General features: G+C 46.9%; 21 protein-coding genes. 12 read left to right on the forward strand and 9 right to left on the reverse strand.

Features of this window, described 5'->3' with window-relative positions:
• Nucleotides 1-672 (forward strand): S-methyl-5-thioribose-1-phosphate isomerase (gene mtnA / locus K2Q26_11520; GenBank protein MBY0316143.1); only part of this gene is annotated, 672 nt, incomplete at its 5' end.
• A complete protein-coding gene (locus tag K2Q26_11525) occupies nucleotides 673-1,521 on the forward strand; it encodes an MTAP family purine nucleoside phosphorylase (protein ID MBY0316144.1) in 849 nt (282 codons plus the stop codon).
• Between the two features lie 7 nt (nucleotides 1,522-1,528).
• Here K2Q26_11525 and K2Q26_11530 read toward each other — a convergent pair whose 3' ends face one another.
• From K2Q26_11530 to K2Q26_11545, 4 genes are read right to left on the reverse strand one after another with little or no spacing between them, the layout of a single operon-like run.
• Nucleotides 1,529-1,861, reverse strand: coding sequence for a hypothetical protein (locus tag K2Q26_11530; GenBank protein MBY0316145.1), 333 nt, complete (start codon nucleotides 1,859-1,861; stop codon nucleotides 1,529-1,531).
• A gap of 9 nt (nucleotides 1,862-1,870) precedes the next feature.
• Nucleotides 1,871-2,986 carry a D-alanine--D-alanine ligase gene (locus tag K2Q26_11535; protein ID MBY0316146.1) on the reverse strand — a complete coding sequence of 372 codons (1,116 nt, stop codon included), beginning with the start codon at nucleotides 2,984-2,986 and terminating at the stop codon, nucleotides 1,871-1,873.
• Complete coding sequence (gcvP, locus tag K2Q26_11540; protein ID MBY0316147.1) at nucleotides 2,983-5,832, reverse strand: aminomethyl-transferring glycine dehydrogenase; 2,850 nt, start codon at nucleotides 5,830-5,832, stop codon at nucleotides 2,983-2,985. Before gcvP ends, K2Q26_11535 begins: the two co-directional genes overlap by 4 nt.
• A 21-nt stretch (nucleotides 5,833-5,853) precedes the next feature.
• A complete protein-coding gene (locus tag K2Q26_11545; protein MBY0316148.1) occupies nucleotides 5,854-6,327 on the reverse strand; it encodes a hypothetical protein in 474 nt (157 codons plus the stop codon).
• 109 nt (nucleotides 6,328-6,436) lie between these two features.
• Between K2Q26_11545 and K2Q26_11550 the strand changes: the two genes are divergently transcribed.
• Nucleotides 6,437-7,666, forward strand: coding sequence for an EF-P lysine aminoacylase GenX (locus K2Q26_11550; GenBank protein MBY0316149.1), 1,230 nt, complete (start codon nucleotides 6,437-6,439; stop codon nucleotides 7,664-7,666).
• Here K2Q26_11550 and K2Q26_11555 read toward each other — a convergent pair.
• Nucleotides 7,656-7,931, reverse strand: coding sequence for an integration host factor subunit beta (locus tag K2Q26_11555; GenBank protein ID MBY0316150.1), 276 nt, complete (start codon nucleotides 7,929-7,931; stop codon nucleotides 7,656-7,658). The genes K2Q26_11550 and K2Q26_11555 overlap by 11 nt on opposite strands.
• Nucleotides 7,932-8,320: 389 nt before the next feature.
• Between K2Q26_11555 and K2Q26_11560 the strand changes: the two genes are divergently transcribed.
• Complete coding sequence (locus tag K2Q26_11560) at nucleotides 8,321-8,671, forward strand: DUF4087 domain-containing protein (GenBank protein ID MBY0316151.1); 351 nt, start codon at nucleotides 8,321-8,323, stop codon at nucleotides 8,669-8,671.
• Between the two features lie 32 nt (nucleotides 8,672-8,703).
• Here the strand turns inward: K2Q26_11560 and K2Q26_11565 are convergent, their stop codons facing one another.
• The 4 genes from K2Q26_11565 to K2Q26_11580 all read right to left on the reverse strand — a co-directional run bounded on the left by K2Q26_11565 (nucleotide 8,704) and on the right by K2Q26_11580 (nucleotide 12,770).
• On the reverse strand, nucleotides 8,704-9,969 hold the full coding sequence (locus tag K2Q26_11565; protein MBY0316152.1) for a glycosyltransferase family 4 protein: 1,266 nt from the start codon (nucleotides 9,967-9,969) through the stop codon (nucleotides 8,704-8,706).
• Between the two features lie 91 nt (nucleotides 9,970-10,060).
• Nucleotides 10,061-10,507 carry an 8-oxo-dGTP diphosphatase MutT gene (gene mutT / locus K2Q26_11570; protein ID MBY0316153.1) on the reverse strand — a complete coding sequence of 149 codons (447 nt, stop codon included), beginning with the start codon at nucleotides 10,505-10,507 and terminating at the stop codon, nucleotides 10,061-10,063.
• A 17-nt stretch (nucleotides 10,508-10,524) separates the two neighbouring features.
• Nucleotides 10,525-11,511: a quinone-dependent dihydroorotate dehydrogenase gene (locus K2Q26_11575; protein ID MBY0316154.1), complete on the reverse strand. Its 987-nt coding sequence runs from the start codon at nucleotides 11,509-11,511 to the stop codon at nucleotides 10,525-10,527.
• Nucleotides 11,511-12,770 carry a Glu/Leu/Phe/Val dehydrogenase gene (locus K2Q26_11580; GenBank protein ID MBY0316155.1) on the reverse strand — a complete coding sequence of 420 codons (1,260 nt, stop codon included), beginning with the start codon at nucleotides 12,768-12,770 and terminating at the stop codon, nucleotides 11,511-11,513. Before K2Q26_11580 ends, K2Q26_11575 begins: the two co-directional genes overlap by 1 nt.
• 175 nt (nucleotides 12,771-12,945) lie before the next feature.
• Here K2Q26_11580 and rfaE1 point away from each other — a divergent pair, with 175 nt between their 5' ends.
• The 8 genes from rfaE1 (at nucleotide 12,946) to K2Q26_11620 (ending at nucleotide 21,457) form a co-directional block, all read left to right on the forward strand.
• Entirely contained in the window at nucleotides 12,946-13,947 is a 1,002-nt protein-coding gene (gene rfaE1 / locus K2Q26_11585) for a D-glycero-beta-D-manno-heptose-7-phosphate kinase (GenBank protein MBY0316156.1), read from the forward strand.
• A 40-nt stretch (nucleotides 13,948-13,987) separates the two neighbouring features.
• Nucleotides 13,988-15,052, forward strand: a complete 1,065-nt coding sequence (gene rlmN, locus K2Q26_11590) for a 23S rRNA (adenine(2503)-C(2))-methyltransferase RlmN (protein ID MBY0316157.1) — start codon at nucleotides 13,988-13,990, stop codon at nucleotides 15,050-15,052.
• A 9-nt stretch (nucleotides 15,053-15,061) separates the two neighbouring features.
• Entirely contained in the window at nucleotides 15,062-15,973 is a 912-nt protein-coding gene (locus tag K2Q26_11595; protein ID MBY0316158.1) for a sugar kinase, read from the forward strand.
• A gap of 106 nt (nucleotides 15,974-16,079) precedes the next feature.
• A complete protein-coding gene (locus K2Q26_11600; GenBank protein ID MBY0316159.1) occupies nucleotides 16,080-17,084 on the forward strand; it encodes a hypothetical protein in 1,005 nt (334 codons plus the stop codon).
• 24 nt (nucleotides 17,085-17,108) lie between these two features.
• On the forward strand, nucleotides 17,109-18,182 hold the full coding sequence (locus K2Q26_11605) for a metallophosphoesterase (GenBank protein ID MBY0316160.1): 1,074 nt from the start codon (nucleotides 17,109-17,111) through the stop codon (nucleotides 18,180-18,182).
• Between the two features lie 23 nt (nucleotides 18,183-18,205).
• Entirely contained in the window at nucleotides 18,206-19,441 is a 1,236-nt protein-coding gene (locus tag K2Q26_11610; GenBank protein MBY0316161.1) for a glucose-6-phosphate isomerase, read from the forward strand.
• 73 nt (nucleotides 19,442-19,514) lie between these two features.
• Nucleotides 19,515-20,459: a GGDEF domain-containing protein gene (locus tag K2Q26_11615; protein ID MBY0316162.1), complete on the forward strand. Its 945-nt coding sequence runs from the start codon at nucleotides 19,515-19,517 to the stop codon at nucleotides 20,457-20,459.
• Nucleotides 20,460-20,899: 440 nt separating this feature from the next.
• Nucleotides 20,900-21,457 carry a sigma-70 family RNA polymerase sigma factor gene (locus K2Q26_11620; GenBank protein MBY0316163.1) on the forward strand — a complete coding sequence of 186 codons (558 nt, stop codon included), beginning with the start codon at nucleotides 20,900-20,902 and terminating at the stop codon, nucleotides 21,455-21,457.
• The last annotated feature ends 10 nt before the right edge of the window (nucleotides 21,458-21,467 follow it).

The raw sequence follows: 21,467 nt of genomic DNA on the forward strand, positions 1-21,467 counted from the left end.
GCCATCTTCGCCGAGGATGTTCAGCTTTGCCAAGAAATGGCGAAAGTGGCCGCGGAAAAGATTCAACCGGGAGACCGCATTCTCACTCACTGCAATACGGGCGCGCTAGCGACCGCGGGACGGGGCACGGCTCTCGGTGCAATCACCCTAGCCCATCAACAGGATAAAAAGATTCACGTCTATGTCGACGAAACACGTCCACTGCTTCAAGGGGGACGATTGACATCGTGGGAGCTGGCAAAGGCAAAGGTGCCGTACACTCTCATTTGCGACAACATGGCGGGAGCTTTGATGTCCATGGGGAAGGTCGATAAGATCTTTGTCGGTACCGATCGCATCGCCGCCAACGGAGATTTTGCAAATAAAGTGGGAACGTACTCTCTGGCGGTCCTCGCAAAGTATCATAATATTTCCATGTACGTGGTCGCTCCCTCAACGACGGTGGATGTTCGTTGTCCTTCCGGAAAAGAAATACCGATCGAAGAGCGCAAGGCCAGTGAGGTGCGAGGAGTTGAAGGGCACTTTGGAGCCGTCCAATGGGCTCAAGAATCCACACCTGTCTTTAATCCCGCCTTTGACGTCACTCCCGTCGATCTCATCACCGGGATGATTATTGATGACAAATACTATTCGCAAAAAGATCTTAAAGACGGCGCACTAAGGAGTCTATAAATGTGGGGAATTATCGGTGGTTCGGGCTTTGAAAAATTTGATGGCTTTGAGGTGATCGAAGAGCTCAAGCGCTCCACGCCCTTTGGCGACTGCTCCGAAGGACTAAAAATCGGAAAAGTGGGCGGCGAAAAAGTGGTCTTCCTCCCTCGTCATGGACTCCATCACACGCAAACGCCGTCGGAAGTGAATTATCGTGCGAACATTTACGCTTTAAAAAAATGTGGGGTTCGCCAGATTCTCGCCTTTTCTGCCGTGGGAAGTTTACGAAACGAATTAGTTCCAGGTGATATGGTCGTTCCGCATCAATACATCGATCGTACAAAGTCCCTCCGGAAAGCGAGCTTTTGCGGAGAAGGGATGGTGGCACACGTCTCTTTAGCCAATCCGACGTCGCAAATTCTAACAGATCAAGTAAAGATTATTGCGAAAGAGATGTCTTTTAAGTGTCATTTTGATCGAGTTTCGATTGTGGTGGAAGGGCCGTATTTTTCAACGAAGGCGGAATCCCATATGTATCGCGCTTTGGGTGCGGATATTATCGGAATGACCGCATTTCCCGAATACGCTCTCGCGCGCGAAGCGGGGATGGCCTTCCTGCCGTGCAGTTTTGTGACGGATTACGATTGCTGGAAGGATGACATTCCTCACGTGACCGTTCAAGAGGTGATGAACACCATGAAGCTCAATAATGGTAAAGCCTTTACCATCGCCGAACGTATCGTCAAAATCGATTCGGCGATCCTCAAAAAAGCCTCGGAATTGGAAAACGGCTTAAAAAATGGCTTAATGACACCAATGGCAGCGCTCAGTCCGGCTCAACAAGAATGGATGAGCGTCCTTACCACTTAATATTTAATTAGCCGTTTTTTGATTCGCCTTCGACAAGGGTGCACTTTTTGTGAATGCACTTCGGAGTGGATTTGACTTTAGGGCTAGGCGTGGCCTTTCCACCCTTCTGGTGAAGAGGATGTGGATCATCTTCTGCCGGTGGGCAATTTGCGACTTCGAGGGCTTTCTCGAGATAACTTTCGTAAGCTCGACGGTGCTTCTTATGGACCGTTTCGTGCGTGCTGCACAAGCCGGGGACGGCGACACAGTCAGTGTTCCGTGCGCATGATTGCCACTTGTGAAGCTCCGTTCCTTTAGCGTAGGAAAAGGACTGACATAAAACCAAAAGTAAGGAAATCATTTTAAGCCTTTAATCGAAGGTTCGTTTTAATTTATTTTTTTCCGCATGCAGTTCGCGAGCGAGGCGAATGAGTTCGTCGAGCAATTCGCTGTAGGGGAGATTTGTCGCTTCCCACATTTTGGGATACATGCTGATGCTGGTAAATCCAGGAATCGTATTCACTTCGTTTAAGTAAATCTTTCCGGTGTTTTTATCGAGGAAAAAATCCACTCGTGCAAGTCCCTTGAGCTCGAGAACCTGAAAGGCTTGGAGCGCGTAAGCGGTGATTTGCTTTTTTTGCTCGGGGGTGACGTCAGCAGGGATTTTAAGCTGAGCTCCGTTCTCGTCGATGTATTTCGCTTCGTAGCTGTAAAACTCGTGAGTGGGAATGATTTCGCCGACGATACTGGCGCGAGGTTTATCATTCCCTAGAATAGAAATTTCTAATTCGCGAGCCGCCACGGATTTTTCGGCAAGCACTTTTGTGTCGTAGAGCAACGCTTCGTTGATTTTATCTTGAGCTTCTTCTTTCGTCTTAATTTTAAAGACGCCCACGGAGGAGCCTGAGTTCGCGGGCTTAATAAAAAACGGCAAACCGAGTTGATCAATACATTTGCTGATCCACTGAGAGGGATTCGCTACAAATTCCGACTTTCTAAAAACAACGGTTTCCACGACCGGAATCCCGGCGTGGGACAATAGACGGCGAGACATGTCTTTATCCATACCTACCGAAGACCCCACCACTCCCGAGCCCACGTAAGCGATGTTCGCTAATTCCAAAAGTCCCTGCATCGTTCCGTCTTCGCCAAAAGTTCCGTGAAGGATAGGAATAATCACATCAAAGTTTTTGGTATTAAGATTTTTTGAGCTATTGATGGGCACCAGTTGCTGCTCGGCCGAGTAGGGAAGGAGAGCGACGGTGTCTTTCGATTTATTGAGGGCGATCAAGCGAGGATTATGGGCCTCGAGTAAAAGCTGAGCTTGGTCGGGCATCACCCAGCGGCCCTCCTTATCGATCCCGATGAGGAAGACATCGTATTTAGTTTTATCGAGGGCTTTGTAAACAGAGAGTGCGGAGGTGATGCTGACTTCGTGTTCTCCCGAACGTCCACCAAACAGTATTCCCACTCTCAATTTACTCATAGCTGCAATTCCCTTGTTGTTTCAGGTGTCTCGTAATCGCTGATCGGAGGACAAGAGCACATGATGTTTTTATCGCCGTACACGTTATCGACCCGGTTGGCAGACACCCAGAACTTCTTCTCCTTGACCCAAGGTAATGGGAAGAAGGCCTGAGCTCGAGTGTAAGGACGATCCCAATCCGAAATCATATCTTCCGCCGTATGAGGAGCGTTTCGAAGAGGATTGTTATCCTTATCTAGCTTTCCGGACTCCACCGCCGAAATTTCTCTGCGGATTTGAATCATGGCTTCGCAAAAGCGATCCATCTCCATACGGCTTTCGCTTTCGGTCGGTTCGATCATCAAAGTTCCCGCGACCGGAAATGACATGGTTGGCGCGTGGAAACCAAAATCCATCAAACGCTTGGCAATATCATCCACACTGACGCCCGCCGATTTAAACTGGCGAACATCGATAATGCACTCATGAGCCACTCGACCGTTCTTACCAGTGTAAAGAACCGGGAAGTGTCCTTCAAGTTTTTTAGCAATGTAGTTGGCATTGAGGATCGCCACTTGAGTCGCTTTCTTAAGTCCCTCGGCGCCCATCATTTTAATGTAGCTCCAAGAAATAGGCAGAATCAAAGCGCTTCCCCAAGGAGCGGCCGAGACCGCGGTTACGCCGGTTTTAGGGCCCGCTTCGGGTTGCAAAGAGTGTTGAGGTAAAAATGGCGCTAAGTGAGCTCCTACACCGATAGGACCCACACCTGGGCCTCCTCCCCCGTGAGGAATACAGAAGGTCTTATGCAAATTAAGATGGGAAACATCAGCTCCCACATCACCCGGTCGGCATACTCCGACCAATGCATTCATGTTGGCTCCATCCATGTAGACCTGGCCGCCGTGAGCATGAACAATCTCGCAAATCTTTTTAAAATCTTCTTCGAATACTCCGTGAGTGGAAGGGTAAGTGATCATAAGACACGCTAAGTTTTGCGCGTGTTGAGAGGCCTTCGCTTTAAGATCTTCGATGTCGACGTTTCCGTTGTCATCGCAACGAACCACAACCACCGACATGCCCACCATCGCCGCACTGGCGGGATTGGTTCCATGCGCAGAGCTCGGAATCAAACAAATATTTCTTTGATGATCTCCGCGGGATTTATGGTACTCGCGGATCACTAATAGTCCTGCGTATTCACCTTGAGAGCCCGCGTTCGGTTGAAGAGACACGGCTTTAAAGCCTGTGATCTGTTGGATTTGATGGTCGAGTTCGCGAATCATCTCCAAAGTTCCCTGAACTTGCTCGATTGGGGCAAAAGGATGCAAGTTTGCAAACCCTTTCCAGGTCACCGGGATCATTTCCGTCGTGGCATTGAGCTTCATCGTGCAGGAGCCCAATGGGATCATTGCATCGGCTAAAGTCAGATCTTTCTTTTGCAAACGAAAAATGTAGCGAAGCATTTCGGTTTCGGAATGGTAGCGGTTAAACACCGGATGCTCGAGATAAGCCGAAGTTCTATCGAGCTTCGTGGAAGGACTCTTCCCGAGATTTGGAGTTAACTTCATTCCACGATTGAGCACGCTCAGAATCGTCGCTAAATCGTCATCGGTCACGGTTTCGTCTAAGGAAATTTGAACCGTTTTGGAATTGGGATAGAAAAAGTTAAGGTGTTTCTCTTGAGAGAACTTTTTGATGTCCGCCATTTGTGCATCGGTGACAGAAAAGCTCACGGTATCAAAAATATCTTTGGCTTGAACCGTATAACCCAGTTTAGACACATGCTCTCGAAGAGAGAACGCCATTTGGCGCACACGTTGAGCTATGGATTTAAGTCCATGAGGTCCGTAGTAGGTCGCATACATTCCGGCAATCACCGCCAGAAGAACTTGCGCTGTACAAATGTTGCTCGTGGCTTTCTCGCGCCGAATGTGTTGCTCGCGAGTTTGCAAGGTCAGGCGATAGCATTGGTTGCCGCGGCTGTCTTTACTCACGCCCACAATACGTCCTGGCATGGAGCGCGCGTACTCTCCGCGCGTGGCGATAAATGCCGCGTGCGGTCCACCAAAGCCCATGGGTACACCAAAGCGCTGGGTGGATCCGACGACAATGTCAGCGCCCATCTCGCCTGGAGACTTGTAAAGAGTCAGCGCGAGGAGGTCCGAGCCCACGATCACAAAGGCCTTCTCTTGTTTGGCCTTGGAAGCCCAAGGGCCTAAATCTTCGAGAGTCCCATCGGCCGCAGGATATTGGCAATAGACGCCAAAAACTTCCGTCCAAGGGCATTGATCCCAATCGCCAATGACCAACTCAATACCGATCGGTGTGGCGCGGGTTTTTAAAACTTCGAGTGTTTGAGGAAAAGTATTTTTTTGAACAAAAAATTTATTTTTCTTCTGACGACCTAAAGAGAACGCCATGGCCATAGCCTCAGCGGCAGCGGTTCCTTCATCGAGGAGAGAGGCGTTGGAAATTTCTAAACCGGTGAGATCTGTCACCATGGTCTGAAAGTTAATCAGTGCTTCGAGTCGTCCCTGGGAGATTTCTGGCTGATAAGGTGTATACGCCGTGTACCATCCGGGATTCTCAAGAATATTTCTTAAGATGACTGGGGGAGTGAATGTTCCGTAGTATCCTTGACCGATATAAGATCTAAAAATTTGATTTCGATCGGCCAGTTTTTGCGCCACCGCGAGGACTTCGGATTCGCTCAGTCCCTGAGGAAGGTCTAAGGCCTTCGTGTAGGCGATATTGCTTGGAATTGTTTGTTGAGTTAAATCATCGAGACTTTGAGCTCCAACGGTCGCGAGCATTTGTGAAATATCACGATCATTGGGGCCGATATGCCGTTGAGCAAAAGTAAACATGTTACCACCCACGCTTAGTGTTTAAGTTGTCTTCTTCTTTTTTGTCGACTTTGTCTTTAGTGTCTTTTTCGCTTTGGCAACAGTGCGTTTGATGGTTTTCTTGATTTGCTTTTCTTCTTTTTCAATCGACTGCTGCGCTTTCTTAGAAAAATAATTAAAGTTCTTCATCACCATCTTTTCTAAATCGCCACGTTGTTTAAGGACACTGGATTTGTACTCGTTGATCATCTTTACCGCTTCGTTCTTTTTCAAGTTGATGTTCTTAAGAGCTTTATCAATATCTTTTTCAACTTGAAGTTGTACGGTTTGAATTCGGGTCATCAAAGTTTTATATTTCTTTTCGATGAACTTCACTTTGTCTTCGGGAATCGCTTTTTTAAGATCAAATTTTTCGATCTCTGCCAGGAGCTTTTTGACCTCGACCTTAAGGCTTTCGAAATCTTTAATTTTGAGAAGTTCATCACGGATTTGCGATAGTTTAAAAGATGAGTTCATTGCGACCCCTTTTTGCTAATTTGGTTAAGTGTTAGCTGGCCCTCGTTTTACTTGTGAAAGACGCAATTCTCAAGTGATTTTATGCCGTAAGTGTGGCATTTCTAGACTCATGGAGACCCTCACAAAACGCCAGGAATACCTTGAGCAGCATTGGACGAAATATCCTTTGCCCAGCCCAGAGCAGTTACACTCGAGCTTATGGCTGAGAGGTCGAATCTCCGCGCTGAATGCGGAGACTCTCGAGTTAGAAAGTGGCCAAAAAAAGAGCCTATCTTTTGTTTCTGAGGATTTTGTTGGCTCCCAGGAACTAGGCCAGCCGTGTCCCATTTCGGTTTTAAAGGTGGGCGATATTGTCTTGCTTCAGCTCAACCCAAAAAATCAGCAGATCGATCATGCATTCCTATTAAGCCCTTGCCTGTCGCACCCTCCGCCCTCGGCCGATATATCCTGGCAAGAGTTTCTCATTTCCGTCGAGAGTTTCTTTGTCGATCGCGGATTTCAAGGGTGGAGTACGCCTTACCTGGTCCGTTCGCCCGGAGTCGACGCGCATATCGATTTTATGCAGGTCTCAGGTGTACGCACCGGTCGTGAATTTTGTTTACCGACGAGCCCTGAGATCGAATTAAAAAAAATGATCGCTGCGGGTGTTTCTCAAATTTTCGAAATTAAATCCTGCTTTCGTGATGACGATAAGACGTCGATCCATAAACCTGAATTTAAGATGTTGGAATGGTATCGCGCCTACGCCAATAAGACAGAGTTGATGGACGACATCGAAGCCTTGATCTCGTTTCTCTTTCAAAAAATGAACCTTCGCCGGCAGGTCAAAATGGATCGAATTTCGATCGCCGAGCTTTTTAAAATGCATGCCGAGATGGCTCTCACTCCGCAGACCTCCAGGGAAGATCTGTTGGAGGCCATCCGTAGACATCGGCTCGATTGGAATGACTCTGATGACTGGGATGATCTCTTTTTTCGTATTTACATCGAAAAGATTGAACCCCATTTAGGTTTAGATAACCCAGTCGTCATCTATAATTTTCCACCCTCGCAAAGTTCAGTGGCTCGGTTGACGCCAGAGGGGTGGTCCGATCGTTTTGAGGTGTACTGGAAGGGAATCGAACTCGCCAATGCTTATCAAGAGCAGAATAATCCGCAGGTGATTCGCGAAAAAATTCAGAGTGAAGTGAGTAAAAGAACATCTCTGGGGCGAGTTCCCAATCCCGTGGATCCCGAATTTTTATCTTTGATGGACAGAGGATTTCCCCCATGCACGGGATGTGCGCTCGGGCTCGATCGTCTGTTTATGGTGATGAGAGATTTAAAAACTATTTATTAAGATCGTCTTTGAGTTCTTTTCCCACTTTAAAAAACGGCAGCTTCTTTTCGGGCACATTAATCACTTCGCCGGTGCGTGGATTACGTCCTTGATAAGAGTCGTAAGCTTTATTCGTGAAAGAACCAAAGCCACGAATTTCAATACGATCATTTTTAAGAAGAGCTTCGGTCATAGTGTCGAAAATCGTGTTGACCACGGTCTCCGCTTTTACACGAGTGATTCCGCGTTTCTCAGCGATCATGTCAATCAGATCAGCTTTAGTCATACAGCTCCTTCAAAAAAGGTTACAAACTATAGATTGTAAAGTGTTGTAACTATTCATAATTATAGTGTTTTTGGATCAACTCTCAAGCCAAAAGATGGAAGTTTTAAATAAACACTATCCTAAAGGCCCGGAAAACCTCAGGCTCCGCTCCCTAAGCGATCTGAGTCTCATTCTTTCGCTTTAAAAGGTCGGGACTGCGTCGAATGATATTAAGAAATCCTGACTTTTTGCGTCTCACTTGAGGCTATTTGCAACTAGTTTTAGCAGCCGATCTTTTGCAAATAATGCCCCACGGATTCCACCTATCTAATGCAGAATTTACGGCATGAGAGTCTTTGCTAGAGACTTAGGGAAAACTGGCTTAATTCTTCAAGCACAAAGGGGAATCTATGAAACTTATTATTTTTTTAACCGTTCTTTTCGGCTCCGTCTTCGCATCGGCGGCGCAAACTCGATGTGGATGGATCCAGAATCCAACACCAGCCAACAATTGGATCACAGATAAAAATGCAACTTGGTACATCGGTATTCAAGGGGGTCATCAGGCCGAGGGCGATCTCGCTTATCCTCCGCATGATCAATATGTCTATACCAACGGAAATTATGGATACTGGTGTGGTTGCATCACGGCCGACTTTAACAAATCAAATAACTACGTCACGAAAATCTACTCGAGTCTAACTAAGCCTCTCGATGCATGCCGATTGGATCCCAGCTTAGACGAGCCGTTCGCAAACTAGTAAGGAAGGGATCGAGCCCAGGCTTGGTCCTTTTAAGGATTTGGGCCTGGAGTTGGATCGGTAGATCTGTGGGAAGAATACCTGCGGGTCGATTCGATGGTCTTCTGATAGGCCTTTTCCGTGTGTTCGATCAATTGAGTCACGTCGAACAGCGATAAAACTTTTTCGCGGGCGCGGATCCCTACGGCATCCTCGCTTGAGGTTCCAGAGAAGATATTTAACACAAGTTCACTTAATGCCTCTGTGTCCGCTGGACGAATCAAATAGCCGTCCACGCCATTTTCAATAACATTGGCTAAAGCACTCACGTCTGAACCGACCACAATCTTTTGTTGAGCCATCGCTTCAAAGGTATTCGACTCGAATCCCGCCGAGCGACTGCTGAGATTGATATAAACATCGGCCAGATCAATATAGTCGGGAATTTCGTATTGAGGGAGCGCTCCAGTGAAGATCACTTTACTCGGAAGAGCTAAATTGAGCATCTCGTATTCAATCGCTTTAAAATGAGGACCGTGGCCGACCACAATGAGTCGCACGTTGGATTTTTTAATGGCCACTTTTTGAAACGCCGTAAGGATATGAATCATTTCGGTTTTTTCAAGCATGTCGGTCACGGTGATCGCGATTTTTGCGTTCATCGGAACATTCAGTTTCTTCCGAAGCTCCTCCGATTTTTGGCGAAGAGAGAGATCTTGCAAGTCGACACTATAGGGCACTGTATGAACTTTTAATTCTGGATAAAGATAAAAGCGCTCAAGGAGGATTCGCTGTTGCGGGCTCGTGACAAACATCCCGTCGGCAAAGTTTAAAAGTTCACGATCTTTTTTAAAATAGCTTTTGAGAAAGGTGTAAGAAATCTGCAAGCCATTTTTGATTTTACTGAGAGCCGTTTCCTCCGACATTCCGATGAACGAAAACAAGCGCCGCATATCTGTGGCTTGCACATCAAAAGAAACTGCGAGTTTAAGCTTTTTTTTCTTCCGGGCAATCACCAGGCCATCTCTGGTTAATGAGTGAAGGACGTGAAAAGGCTCCTTGGCGTGCTCTTTGAGGAACTCATCATGAGCTAGCGAAGAAAAGTTGAGAATATTTTTATTCTTTGTGAGGTCGCTGAGGAAATACGTGGTGATTCCGTCTTGATTGATGACACCTTCCCCTAAAGCGGAACTCCACGAGAAAACTTTGATGGAGTGACCCTTTTGCACGAGCCCTTTAAGAATAGGCCAAATGAAACCATACTGATTTTGCCCTCGTCCAAACACGGGAAACTGCGGGGCAATGATAGCGATGTTCATTTTTCTTGGAAACTCTTGGCGACCCATAGGAAAAGCCTAACATAGTCTTTTCTCATCGCCAAATGATGCAACAAAAATAAAAAGTCTAAAACTAAGAAGTAAAGATTTTGCGAATGGCGGGGAGGAGTTTACGATTGGCCTCGGGGATATCTAAAACTTCGAGCTCTTCGAGGGTGACCCATTTGAGTTCTGTGTGATGGACGGGCTTGGGTTCGCCTTTCCAAAACTGCACTTCGAAGAAGATCAGGAGAATGCCCACTTCAGGGTAAGAATGAGTCCATGTGAGTTTTAAATCACCGATGGTGGCCTCAATTCCTAGCTCTTCCCGGAGTTCGCGCACCAAGGCGTCTTTGGGTTGTTCGCCCAATTCCACTTTACCGCCGGGGAACTCCCACTGGCCGGCCAGAGTATGACCTGTGGGCCTTTGGCCGACTAAAACAAGATTCCCTTTTTTGATGATGCCGGTAACGACTGGAATCCATGTGGGTTTTTTCTGGGTCATAAACTCCAGATTAGGACATTCCCTCGGTGAAGTCATGCCGTCCCACGGCTGGGTTATGGATTTTGGTGCAGCTGATTTAAGCAATTTTTAAAAAACAGAGGACCCTCAAAAACCAGCGCGCTGTAGGCTTGAACTAAGTTCGCCCCCATATTCAGGCGTTCTTCCACATCTCTGGCCGAGGAAACTCCGCCGACAGAGATAATCAATTGGTCTGTTTTTTTATTCTTTAGGTGATCTGCACACATTTGAAGGAGGGCTTTGGATCGCTGGGCCAGGGGAGCTCCGGAGACGCCACCCTCCTTTGGAAAAAAGGGAGTGTGTTCGCGCTCCACAGTCGTATTCGTAAGGATCCATCCGTCGATTTGGAGTTCCAGTGAAATATCGAGAACGTCCTTGAGCTCGCTTTCGAGCATATCGGGACTTAGTTTGAGCAGAAACGGTTGCGAAATGCTTTTCGTATTTTTGTAGTTGAGAATCGGCGACAGGAAACTGCGAAAATGTTCAGGCTTAAGAAGTTGTCTTAGGCCTTGCGTATTGGGGCTACTGATATTGATCACGAAGGCATCGGCCACCGGTTTTAAAGTTTCCATGCAGGCAATATAGTCTTGAGCGGCATTCTCGTTAGACGTGTTTCTATTTTTCCCAACGTTCACGAAAAGTGGGACGCGCAGTTTTGATTTTTGTTTTTGAATGCGTTCGAGGACGGCTCGTGATCCGGCATTGGGGAAGCCCATCTTGTTCCAGAGGGAACGGGTTTTCACGTCGCGATCTAAGATTTGGCCGGGATTAGGTCCTTGGGGAAGGGGAGTGATGGTTCCCACTTCTAAAAAACCAACCCCTAACCTTTGCCAGTGCAATAAATTTTTTGCCGTCTTATCAACGCCACCAGCGATACTTAATGGGTTTAAGAAGGTGAGCTCACGCCAGATCAATTTTTTATATTCGGGTGTTTTGTCTGAGCAGAACGGGGCGAAAAAAGAAAGGGCCCATGGCATGATGTCGTGGGCCCACTTTGAAGGTAATAATAACCAAAGTTTCATTAGCGAGGATATAATCCGCGAAGTAACATCGCACGTTCGATCTTCTTCACCGCGACGGCCATGGCCGCTTGGCGCATGCTCGTTTTATGCTCGAGAGTGAATTTCCAGACAGCATCAAAAGCATGAGTGATAATCTTCTTCATGTTTTTGTTCACCTGATCTTCATCCCAGAAGTACTGAGAAATATCCTGAACCCACTCGAAGTAACTGACGATCACGCCACCACCGTTGGCGAGAATGTCGGGAGCAACAACGATCCCTTTGCTATTCAGAATCTCGTCGGCCTCCATCGTCGTTGGTCCGTTGGCGCCTTCGATCACAAACTTGGCTTTAACTTGAGATGCATTGCCTTTGTGAATCACGCGATCCAAAGCGCAAGGAGCCAAGACATCGACTTCGAGAGTGAGGAGCTCTTCGTTCGTGATCGGAGTGGCCTTCGTATAACCTTTAAGAGATTTGTTTTTCTTCACATATTCGACCGCATCGGCCACGTCGATCCCATCACCGTTAAAAATACCGCCAGAAACATCACTCACGGCGACGATGCGAGCGCCCATTTGAGATCCGAGTAGAGCCGCATGTTGACCGACGTTACCAAATCCTTGGATGGCAATACGGCTTCCGCTGATGGATTTTCCTTGAGTCGCCAAACATTTGTCAGCGATGTAAATCACTCCGTAACCTGTCGCGGTCACGCGACCTAAAGACCCACCGATCTCAACCGGTTTACCCGTGACAACGCCAGGCTGAGCAAAGCCTTTTTGATGGGAGTAGGTATCCATGATCCAGGCCATGGTTTGCGCGTCGGTTCCCATATCAGGAGCGGGAATATCCTCTTGAGGTCCGATAAAAGGGGCGATTTCAGAGGCAAAACGACGAGTTAAACTTTGAAGCTCTGAGCGAGTTAATTTCGTCGGATCGACTTGAACTCCGCCTTTAGCTCCGCCGAGAGGAAGATTTAAGAGAGAGCATTTGAAAGTCATAAGTGCCGCGAGGCCGGCCACTTCGCTCAAATCCACATCTTGGTGATAGCGAATTCCACCTTTGTAAGGTCCTAGTGTCGAGTTGTACTGAACGCGATAGCCTGTAAACACTTTTACAGACTGATCGTCCATACGAACCGGAACGCTCACGATCACCGAACGGCGCGGTTGGCGTAATCGAGATAAAACGTTTTTGTCACAGTTGATGAGTTTCGCGGCGCCATCGAGAGAAGAGAGGGCGTTCTTGAATAATTCACCATTTATAATTTGATCCATGCAGGTACCATCCTTCGATTGAACCTCACATCTTAGCCGAATCTCCATATGGCCTTAACCACTTTTTTAAATTGTCTTCTGCGTCAGTATTTTTGGTGGTCGAGTTGAGATAGATTTCTAGACCTGCCGGATTTTGTAGACTTTTTTACAGGACAGAACTAGCAATAGAGCACTTATGACCACACAAAGCACATGGATTTTAGATCATCTGACTCAACTGCAATCGAAACGCATTTTGGTGATCGGAGATGTTGGTTTAGACGTTTATTTAATGGGCGATGTAAAACGAATTAGCCCCGAAGCTCCGGTACCGGTGCTCGATGTGCGCAGCGAAGATGCGCGTTTGGGCCTGTCGGCCAACGTGGCCAACAACGTGCAAACCCTCGGCGGTGAGTGCGTCTTAGTCTCCGTCGTAGGAGAGGATCAGGGGGCAGAAGATCTCAAGGCCCTTCTTAAGGAAAATAAAATTGATACCCGTGGCATCATTACTGATCGCCAACGCCCGACCACTCGCAAAATGCGGTTATTGGCGGGTCAGCATCACATTGCTCGCGTAGACTTCGAAAAGAAGACGCCTTTGTCAGATGCGGTTAAAAAACAAGTTCTCAAAAACGTCTCTGACTCTATGGCCTCGGTCGATTGTGTGATCCTCCAGGATTATGCGAAGGGCCTATTGGATCGCGACCTGTGCCAAGCGGTGATCCAGCTGGCTCAACAGAGCCATAAAAAAGTTTTAGTGGATCCCTATCGCTCAAGCCCCCTTGAAAATTACAAGGGCGCTTACTTAATGACACCGAACCGCGACGAATCCTTGGATCTCGCTCGGCAAAAAGATGTAACCATCAGCGACCAATCGAGCGAGGACATTGATCTCATTGGACGCACTCTAATGAAGTCGATTGCCAGCGAGCAAATGGTGGTCACTTTAGGGTCAGCAGGGATGCGTTTATTCTCGAAAGACAAAACCCAGACACTTCCCACCTATGCTCAGAACGTCTTTGATGTGACCGGAGCGGGCGATACGGTAATATCTGCGATTTCTTTAGCATTATCAGCAGGTTGGAGCTTAGAGCATGCAGGGATATTGGCCAACTTTGCGGCCGGCGTGGTGGTCGGCAAAGTGGGCTGTGTGCCCTGTGAACTTGAGGATTTAAAAGCTTTTCTTAGAAAGACGTAAATCTTCCTTTTGTTGATGGCCTGTGTTACAAGATCGGCTCATGTCGAAAACCAATTTTTTCAATCTCAGTCTCGAAGATTTGCAGGCGTTTTTACTCGGTAAGGGTAAGGAGAAATTTCGCGCGCAGCAGATCTATAAATGGGTTTACGACAAGCGCGTTTTTGATGTCGACCAGATGACCAATCTCGCCAAGGGCTTCCGTGACGAAGTTCGCGACCTTCTCACCTTTGATCTCCCGCCCGTCGTTGAGCACCGTAAAAGTGTGGATGGAACCCAAAAGTTTTTATTTAGCATTGATAAATTCACCGTAGAAGCCGTTCTTATTCCCGCCGATGATCGCAATACCCTTTGTGTATCCTCGGAAGTGGGATGCAATATGGCCTGCCAGTTTTGCTACACCGGCAAACAAAAATTAAAACGCCGTCTTACGTCTGGCGAAATTGTCGGTCAGTTTTTGCAGGTGGCAAAGCGTCTTGATGAAGGCACTCGCATCACCAATATCGTATTTATGGGCATGGGTGAGCCCCTCGACAACACCGAAGAAGTTTTTAAAGCGATTAAAATTTTAAATGACGATCGCGGTATCAACTTCTCCCGCAAAAAAATAACTGTCTCGACATCGGGTCTTGTTCCACAGATTCCTCTGGTGACGGAGTCGGGTGTGCGCCTCGCTGTCAGTCTCAATGCGCCGAACGATGAGATTCGCAATGTGATCATGCCCATCAATAAAAAATATCCTTTGGAGCAACTCCTCGAGGCCTGCCGTGTGCACGCCGAAGAGTCCCGCGATCGTGTCACGTTCGAGTATGTTCTGCTCAAAGACGTGAATGATGATCTCGATCACGCCAAACAAGTGGCGCGCATGCTCAAAGGCATTCCGTGCAAGGTCAATTTGATTCCATTCAACGAACATCCTGATTCGGGATTTTATCGTCCTGAGTCCAAAAAAGCGTTTCACTTTCAGAAGGAATTGTTGAATAAAGGGTTTCACACGACGATTCGAAAAACTATGGGTCGCGATATTTTTGCAGCTTGTGGTCAATTGACGTCACTACACGATAAGAAGCCCGTGTTCCAAGATGTGGTCACCGGCGTCCTCGGCTAAGGAGAAAACATGTCAGAAATTCTAGTGGTTGGTAGCTTGGCGTATGATTCGATCGCAAGTCCCGAAGGAAAAGTCGCAAAAAGCTTGGGCGGTGCTGCCAACTTCTTCTCTGTAGCGGCTCATCACTTTTCTCCTGTTCGCGTCGTTGGTGTGGTCGGAGATGATTATTCTCAAGGCGACCTCGACGTATTACAAAAGCGAAAAGGCATTGATACCACCGGGATTCAGAAAATTCCCAATGGAAAAACGTTTCATTGGGAAGGGAAGTACGAAGGCGACTTGAGCGAGGCGATCACTCTCAATACCGAACTCAATGTGTTCGCGAACTTTAATCCGACACTTCCAGAAAACTACAAAAACTCCTCTCATGTATTTCTCGCCAACATTGATCCGACTCTACAACTCAAGGTCCTCGAGCAGGTGAAGGCGCCAAAGCTCATCGGTGCCGACACGATGAATTTTTGGATCACATCTAAACTCGACGTCCTTCAGCAGATGATTAAAAAAATCGACGTCATTTTTATTAACGAAGCCGAGGCTAAGGTGCTCACAAAGACGGCCAATGCCATTGCGGCTTCGGAAGTTCTCCTTCAGCAAGGACTCAAAGCGGTTGTCATCAAACGCGGGGAGTATGGTGTGGTTCTTCGAATGGCCGAAGGCATTGCAATTCTCCCAGCCTATCCGATCTCTAAAGTTTTTGATCCGACCGGTGCCGGCGACTCTTTTGCGGGAGCTTGTTTTGGATACCTAGCGCGCGCCGAAAAATTTGATTTCGCAACGTTAAAACAAGCCGCCGTCTACGGAACCTGTATGGCAAGCTTTACGGTTGAAAAATTCGGACTCGGTCGTCTCCTAGAGGTTCGTCCAGAAGATCTCGAAGAGCGGCGCCAGCAGCTTTTAACTATATCCTCTTTTAACTAAATCTTCTCGCGTTTCGTCGAGTTCGGCGAATGCAGCCCCTACTTTTTGGGCGGGTTTATTAAAAATTTCTCAATAAAGTTCGGGTGGTAGCCGATATTGAGAGTGGATGAAAAATAAGAAAAAGATTCAAGACAAGCTCACTTCGATCAAATCGAAGGTTTCGATTCCTCTCCCGGATGATAAAAAAATCCTGGCGGAGGAAATTCCTTTTGGGGAAGGGCAAAGAACTTCTGTGGCGATTCGTTCGCCCAAGCCTGACGATATGAATCTGGCCACGGCCGTCATCCAAGGGTCTGATGATAATGATCGCACAGCAGTGAATGAAGGGATAACGCTGGAAAGGCTTCCCTCTGCAGAAGCCTCTCGCACGGGCGCCACCGACACCGCTTCGAACGAGGCCGTCGAGGAGAGCACTCAGCGCGATGGACATACGCTGCGTCAGCAGGACGAGCGTGTGAGCTATGGTGATGTTTATCAAGTCGAAGAGAATCAGTCTCCTAAGTTAGAGTCTATAGAGTCGATTCTCAAACAGACCGAAGGCCTCCGCAAAGCTCAGCTTCAGATCGATGATCTCAATAAAGAGATCGAAGGTCTTCGTCGGGAGAATGACGCATTACTGTCTTCAGCGGATACCTTCCAGCGTCTGAGCGACGATCGTCACGAGGAGCTCGAGAAGATCAAAGCCGAAATGTTAGGCCTTAGAAAGCATTTCGAAGAGGAAATTGCGATTCGGACTCAGTCCTTAATCGGGAAGGATAAGCTGATTAACGAGTTAAAGCAGGTGAACTCCGACCTTAAAGCCAAGGTGGAGTCAAACTTTAAGCAAATTCGTAAGCGAGAGCGCGATCTCGAATACCGCTTAGAGCTGGCGAAAGTGGAAAAAGAGGCCTTACTCAAAGCGAAAGACAAATCAATTTTAGAATTAAATCATGCTAATGAAAAATCGGCACAGGATGTGGAGATATATAAAGCAAAAGCCAAGGAACATTATGATAATTTGCGCAAACAGCAGCAAACGGTCAGATCCGCGGTCAGAGCGTTGCGTATTGCACTTGCTGGCCTTGAAGGGGATTTTGGGGTGGATTTAGAGGTTCTCAAAAAAGCCGAATAACAACACCCTCCGAATCAACGGCGTATGAAGAAAATAAAACTTGTGATCAGTGATTTACATCTTGGAAAAGGGCGAAGACTGCCAAACGGTATGGTCAATCCCTACGAGGAGTTTTACTTCGAAGATAAGCTCGTCGAATTTATTGATTTTTTCTCCAGCGGTAAATATCGAGAGTATGAAGTCGAACTGATCATTAATGGCGACTTCCTCAATTTTTTACAAGTTGATTACAACGGACACTTCCTCGCCGTCGAGACCGAGGGCATGTCGCTCGATAAACTCAAAAATATCATCAAGGGGCAAAGTAAGGTCTTTAAAGCCCTTCGTGAATTCGCCGCTTCTCCCGGAAAGTCGATCGCTTACATCGTCGGGAATCATGATCAAGCGATGCTATGGCCTCAATTACGCGCTTACTTTAACGAAGTGATCGGCGTTCCTGTTAAATTTAAGAATATCGCGTATAACTTCGATGGAATTCATATCGAACATGGTCATATGCACGAAGCGGCCAATCGTTTGGATCCGAAAAAATTCTTTCTTAAGAAAGATCTGCCAGAGCCCATCATGAACCTTCCGTTTGGCTCGTACTTTTTTATCGATTTTGTCATGCGCGTGAAGCAACAGCACGCACATATTGATAAAATTCGTCCATTTAAAAAACTCATTCGTTGGGCATTGGTTAACGAGACCTGGTTTACGATCGTGACACTGGGAAAACTCCTCTGGTTTTTCGCGAAAGCTTTATTTGTTCAACAAGCGACCACGCAGTTTTCTCCGAAACGAATTATTCAAACCTTTTTGGAGAGCGCCATTTTTCCGGATCTCAGTGATTCCGCTCATCGCATTCTTAAGCACGATGCCGTGAACACGGTGATTTTTGGTCATACCCATGTTTATGAGTACAGACAGTGGGAGGGTGGCAAAGAATATATCAATACGGGAACTTGGACCGAGGTCACTTCTCTTGATGTTAAGAATCTCGGAAAAATTACAAAACTGACTTACGTCTTTATCGATTACGAAACTGGTCGACCACTTTGTCGCTTGAAAGAGTGGAAGGGTTACCATAAGGTTGAAGAAGACGTTGTCGTGGCCTAGCCCGCGCAGTCGTAGAGGGCTTCATGTGGAAAATTAAAAATACAGCGGTAGATTTAACGGGTTCAACGTATTTGCGTTCAGCCAAGGACGCCCTCACGCGTGTTATCGCCGATCCCTCCGTTGGATTTTGCAAACCCGAAATTCTCGAGCGTGGTTTAACGTCCACTTTGTCGGTAGTTAAACCGCTCCTCTCCACTTGCGATCAGGTGGCCGTTTTGGGAATTGGGGGAAGCACTCTGGGGGCTCAAGCCCTTATGCAAGCTCTCCAAGCCGAATCGATCACTTCATCTCGAATTTTATTCTTTGATAATATCGACAGTAAAAGTTTTTACCGAAAACTGAAAGCCATTAAGAATCCTGACAGATGTATTTTTTTGTTGGTCTCTAAAAGTGGTGGAACGATCGAGACACTTTCGCAGGCCGAATTTATTCATCAGTATCTAATGAAAAATTTTAGCGTGCCATTGCAGTCTCGTGCGGTGGTGATCACAGAGTCGAAGTCGAATCCTTTGATGGATTGGATGAAAACAGAAGGTCGGCAACTCGAAGTTCCATTGAATGTCGGTGGTCGGTATTCGGTTTTAACTCCTGTAGGAATGGGACCGGCAGCACTCATGGGATTAAAATCCGAAAAGCTGTTGGCCGGTGGTCAAATGGCTTTGTCAGACACGGGGCTTGCCTGCGAAATGATAGCGCAGTTTCTGCGAAGCTTCGAAAACGGTGAAGCAACGACTTACTTTTTTAATTACTGTGACGACCTCGAATATTTTGGAATGTGGATTGAGCAACTCTGGGCCGAATCCCTTGGCAAGAAAACCGATAACAAGGGGAAGGTGGCTCCCGCGGCGAGTATTCCAATCTCTTTGCGGGGGGCTGCAGATCAGCACTCGGTTCTCCAGCAAATTGCAGAAGGCGTTCAGAAGAAGTTTGTGTGTTTCCTTCGAGTGGGGGAAAGCGAGGCGGGTGGGGAGCGGCTGTCTTCCACGCAGTTTAAGAATATGGAGCTGATGCACGGTAGATCTCTCGGCGAGCTGATGGCGGCCGAGGCGTCAGCCACTGAACAATCCTTAAACAATTTGGGCGTAAATTCTCTGAGTCTCTACACTGAGCGGTTAACCGAGGAGAGCATAGGTTACCTGTTCATGACCTTTGAGCTCGTGGTCGCGAGTCTGGGTCTAGCTTTAGGTATCAATCCTTTTGATCAACCTGGCGTCGAGCATGGAAAAGTGATCACACGTTCCATTTTGACACAAAAATAAGTTTTTCCTAATTTAAGTTTTTTTCATAATATTCCGTTACTTAACATGTACAACGCGTTGTTAAGGAGACTTCATGTCAGCAAAAAAGATCAATGCCTTTGATGATGCTTTTACAGCAACTGATGAGAAGACGAGTGTTGTTCAGGGTTTAACCTTCGACAAAAAACTTCAACAGATTTCCAAAATGCCTCCTTCGTTGGTGCTTTTGATGGGCCCAGCAGGATATCAAGGTCGACAGTGGAGTTTGGATAACGCAGACGTTATTATCGGTCGTTCCATGAGTTCCGATGTTTTCATCGATGATCGAAGTGTGAGTAAATCTCACGCTAAGCTCACTTATGGTTTTGGTGAAGTTTCGATTATTGATTTAGATTCCACCAACAAAACTATTGTTAACGGTGCTGCAATTCCCCCCTTCGTTCCTAAAAAACTTGAGAATAACGATCAGATCAAAATTGGTAACGTTCTTTTTAAATTTTTAGAGCAGGGAAGTATCGAAGCGATCACTCACCAAAATCTTCAGCAAAAGAGTGAGAAGGACCCACTCACAGGCGCCTGGAACAAAGGTGCTCTTCTTGTTAAAGGCCCCGAGTTCTTTAAACGGGCTCGTCTGTTAAACACTCCCATGAGTCTTTTGGTTTTAGATTTAGATCACTTCCGCAGAATTAACGAGACCTACTCCCACTTAGGTGGCGATGTTGTTCTTAGAGAAGTTTCGCAAGTGGTGAATAAACTCATTCGTAACGATGATTACTTTGCACGCTTCGGTGGTGAAGAATTTGTCGTGATGTTATTTGGATCCAATATCCAAAAAGCAGAAGAGATCGGCGAGCGTATTCGTTCGACCATCGAGAAGCACGAGTTTTCGCATCAAGGTCAAAACATCCCTGTGACCACCTCAATAGGGATTTCTGCCCAAGAGCCAGAGATGTCGACCTTCGATGAACTCTTCGCGAAAGCCGACACCGCTCTTTACGCCTCGAAAAACTCCGGCCGTAACCGCGTCACCTGTTTGTAATTTAGTAAAAGTGCTGTCCGTCCATTCGACAGCACCTTGATCAATGTTTGTGAATTCTCTCACATATTTGTAAGTCCAAAAGTCATCCTGATCCAAGTTCTGTCATCGAGAGCCTTAGCGGAGGACTCCGAAACCTAAGCCCACTGTGGATTTGCTGGGGATCTCACTTATGGATCCGATAAAAAAATGTGTCTCGACATTATGCTGCGTTGGTCCTAAATTGGGTCCTGTTCCGGGCGTTCTAGCCCATAACCCGAGTGAGGACGTATGTTGAAGATGTGGAATAAACGACCGACTAAACCGTGGTGATCTAAGACCTCTATTGTTCTTCAACTCGATTTCCAGCCCAACTAACAAATACAAAAGAAAGATAAGTGAATTCGTTCGGGGGGAATGATTTCGCTTTATTGAGAATTTTAAGACTATCCGGGGGGAAGGTCATGAAATCTGTCAATGATGTAGAATTAGTGAAAAGCATCCAGGGGGGGAGAATGGATGATTTTTCGAAGTTGGTCCGAAAGTATGAGACGCCGTTAGTGCGTCTCATCAGTCGCCACGTGCGAGACATGGAGTTGGCACGTGATGTGGTTCAAGAAACATTTTTAAAAGTGCATCAGAATATCCATAATTTTGAAGGGCGCTGTTCCTTTAAAAATTGGATTTATAAAATCGCGATCAATACGGCGAGAAATAAAATTCGCTCATTTAGAGAGATGGAAAACATCGACGATGCGGTGATTATCGAAAACAGTATGGTGGAATCACGGATGATCCACCAGGAGCTGATCGATCAACTTTATGGTTTTATGGAAACATTGCCGAACAAGCAGAGGCAGACCGTAGAGTTGAGAGTTCTTAAAGATCTGAGCTTCAAGGATGTGGCAGAGATCATGAGGTGCCCGTACGATACGGCGAAGGCGAACTACCGCCACGCTATGCTTAAACTCAAGGATATGATTTTAAGCCAGGCCGAGGAGGATCGACGCCACTCGGCTTAGGCCAATAGCA

This window comes from Bdellovibrionales bacterium, assembly GCA_019750295.1.
Taxonomy (GTDB): domain Bacteria; phylum Bdellovibrionota; class Bdellovibrionia; order Bdellovibrionales; family JAGQZY01; genus JAIEOS01.

Coding starts and splice junctions, on each gene's coding strand:
- K2Q26_11610 (MBY0316161.1), top strand. CDS start 18,206: ATGTGGAAAATTAAAAATACAGCGGTAGATTTAACGGGTTCAACGTAT.
- K2Q26_11600 (MBY0316159.1), top strand. CDS start 16,080: ATGAAAAATAAGAAAAAGATTCAAGACAAGCTCACTTCGATCAAATCG.
- K2Q26_11615 (MBY0316162.1), top strand. CDS start 19,515: ATGTCAGCAAAAAAGATCAATGCCTTTGATGATGCTTTTACAGCAACT.
- K2Q26_11605 (MBY0316160.1), top strand. CDS start 17,109: ATGAAGAAAATAAAACTTGTGATCAGTGATTTACATCTTGGAAAAGGG.
- mutT (MBY0316153.1), bottom strand. CDS start 10,507: ATGACTTCACCGAGGGAATGTCCTAATCTGGAGTTTATGACCCAGAAA.
- K2Q26_11565 (MBY0316152.1), bottom strand. CDS start 9,969: ATGAACATCGCTATCATTGCCCCGCAGTTTCCCGTGTTTGGACGAGGG.
- K2Q26_11545 (MBY0316148.1), bottom strand. CDS start 6,327: ATGAACTCATCTTTTAAACTATCGCAAATCCGTGATGAACTTCTCAAA.
- K2Q26_11580 (MBY0316155.1), bottom strand. CDS start 12,770: ATGGATCAAATTATAAATGGTGAATTATTCAAGAACGCCCTCTCTTCT.
- K2Q26_11620 (MBY0316163.1), top strand. CDS start 20,900: ATGAAATCTGTCAATGATGTAGAATTAGTGAAAAGCATCCAGGGGGGG.
- K2Q26_11595 (MBY0316158.1), top strand. CDS start 15,062: ATGTCAGAAATTCTAGTGGTTGGTAGCTTGGCGTATGATTCGATCGCA.
- rlmN (MBY0316157.1), top strand. CDS start 13,988: ATGTCGAAAACCAATTTTTTCAATCTCAGTCTCGAAGATTTGCAGGCG.
- K2Q26_11550 (MBY0316149.1), top strand. CDS start 6,437: ATGGAGACCCTCACAAAACGCCAGGAATACCTTGAGCAGCATTGGACG.
- K2Q26_11555 (MBY0316150.1), bottom strand. CDS start 7,931: ATGACTAAAGCTGATCTGATTGACATGATCGCTGAGAAACGCGGAATC.
- K2Q26_11535 (MBY0316146.1), bottom strand. CDS start 2,986: ATGAGTAAATTGAGAGTGGGAATACTGTTTGGTGGACGTTCGGGAGAA.
- rfaE1 (MBY0316156.1), top strand. CDS start 12,946: ATGACCACACAAAGCACATGGATTTTAGATCATCTGACTCAACTGCAA.
- gcvP (MBY0316147.1), bottom strand. CDS start 5,832: ATGTTTACTTTTGCTCAACGGCATATCGGCCCCAATGATCGTGATATT.
- K2Q26_11575 (MBY0316154.1), bottom strand. CDS start 11,511: ATGAAACTTTGGTTATTATTACCTTCAAAGTGGGCCCACGACATCATG.
- K2Q26_11530 (MBY0316145.1), bottom strand. CDS start 1,861: ATGATTTCCTTACTTTTGGTTTTATGTCAGTCCTTTTCCTACGCTAAA.
- K2Q26_11525 (MBY0316144.1), top strand. CDS start 673: ATGTGGGGAATTATCGGTGGTTCGGGCTTTGAAAAATTTGATGGCTTT.
- K2Q26_11560 (MBY0316151.1), top strand. CDS start 8,321: ATGAAACTTATTATTTTTTTAACCGTTCTTTTCGGCTCCGTCTTCGCA.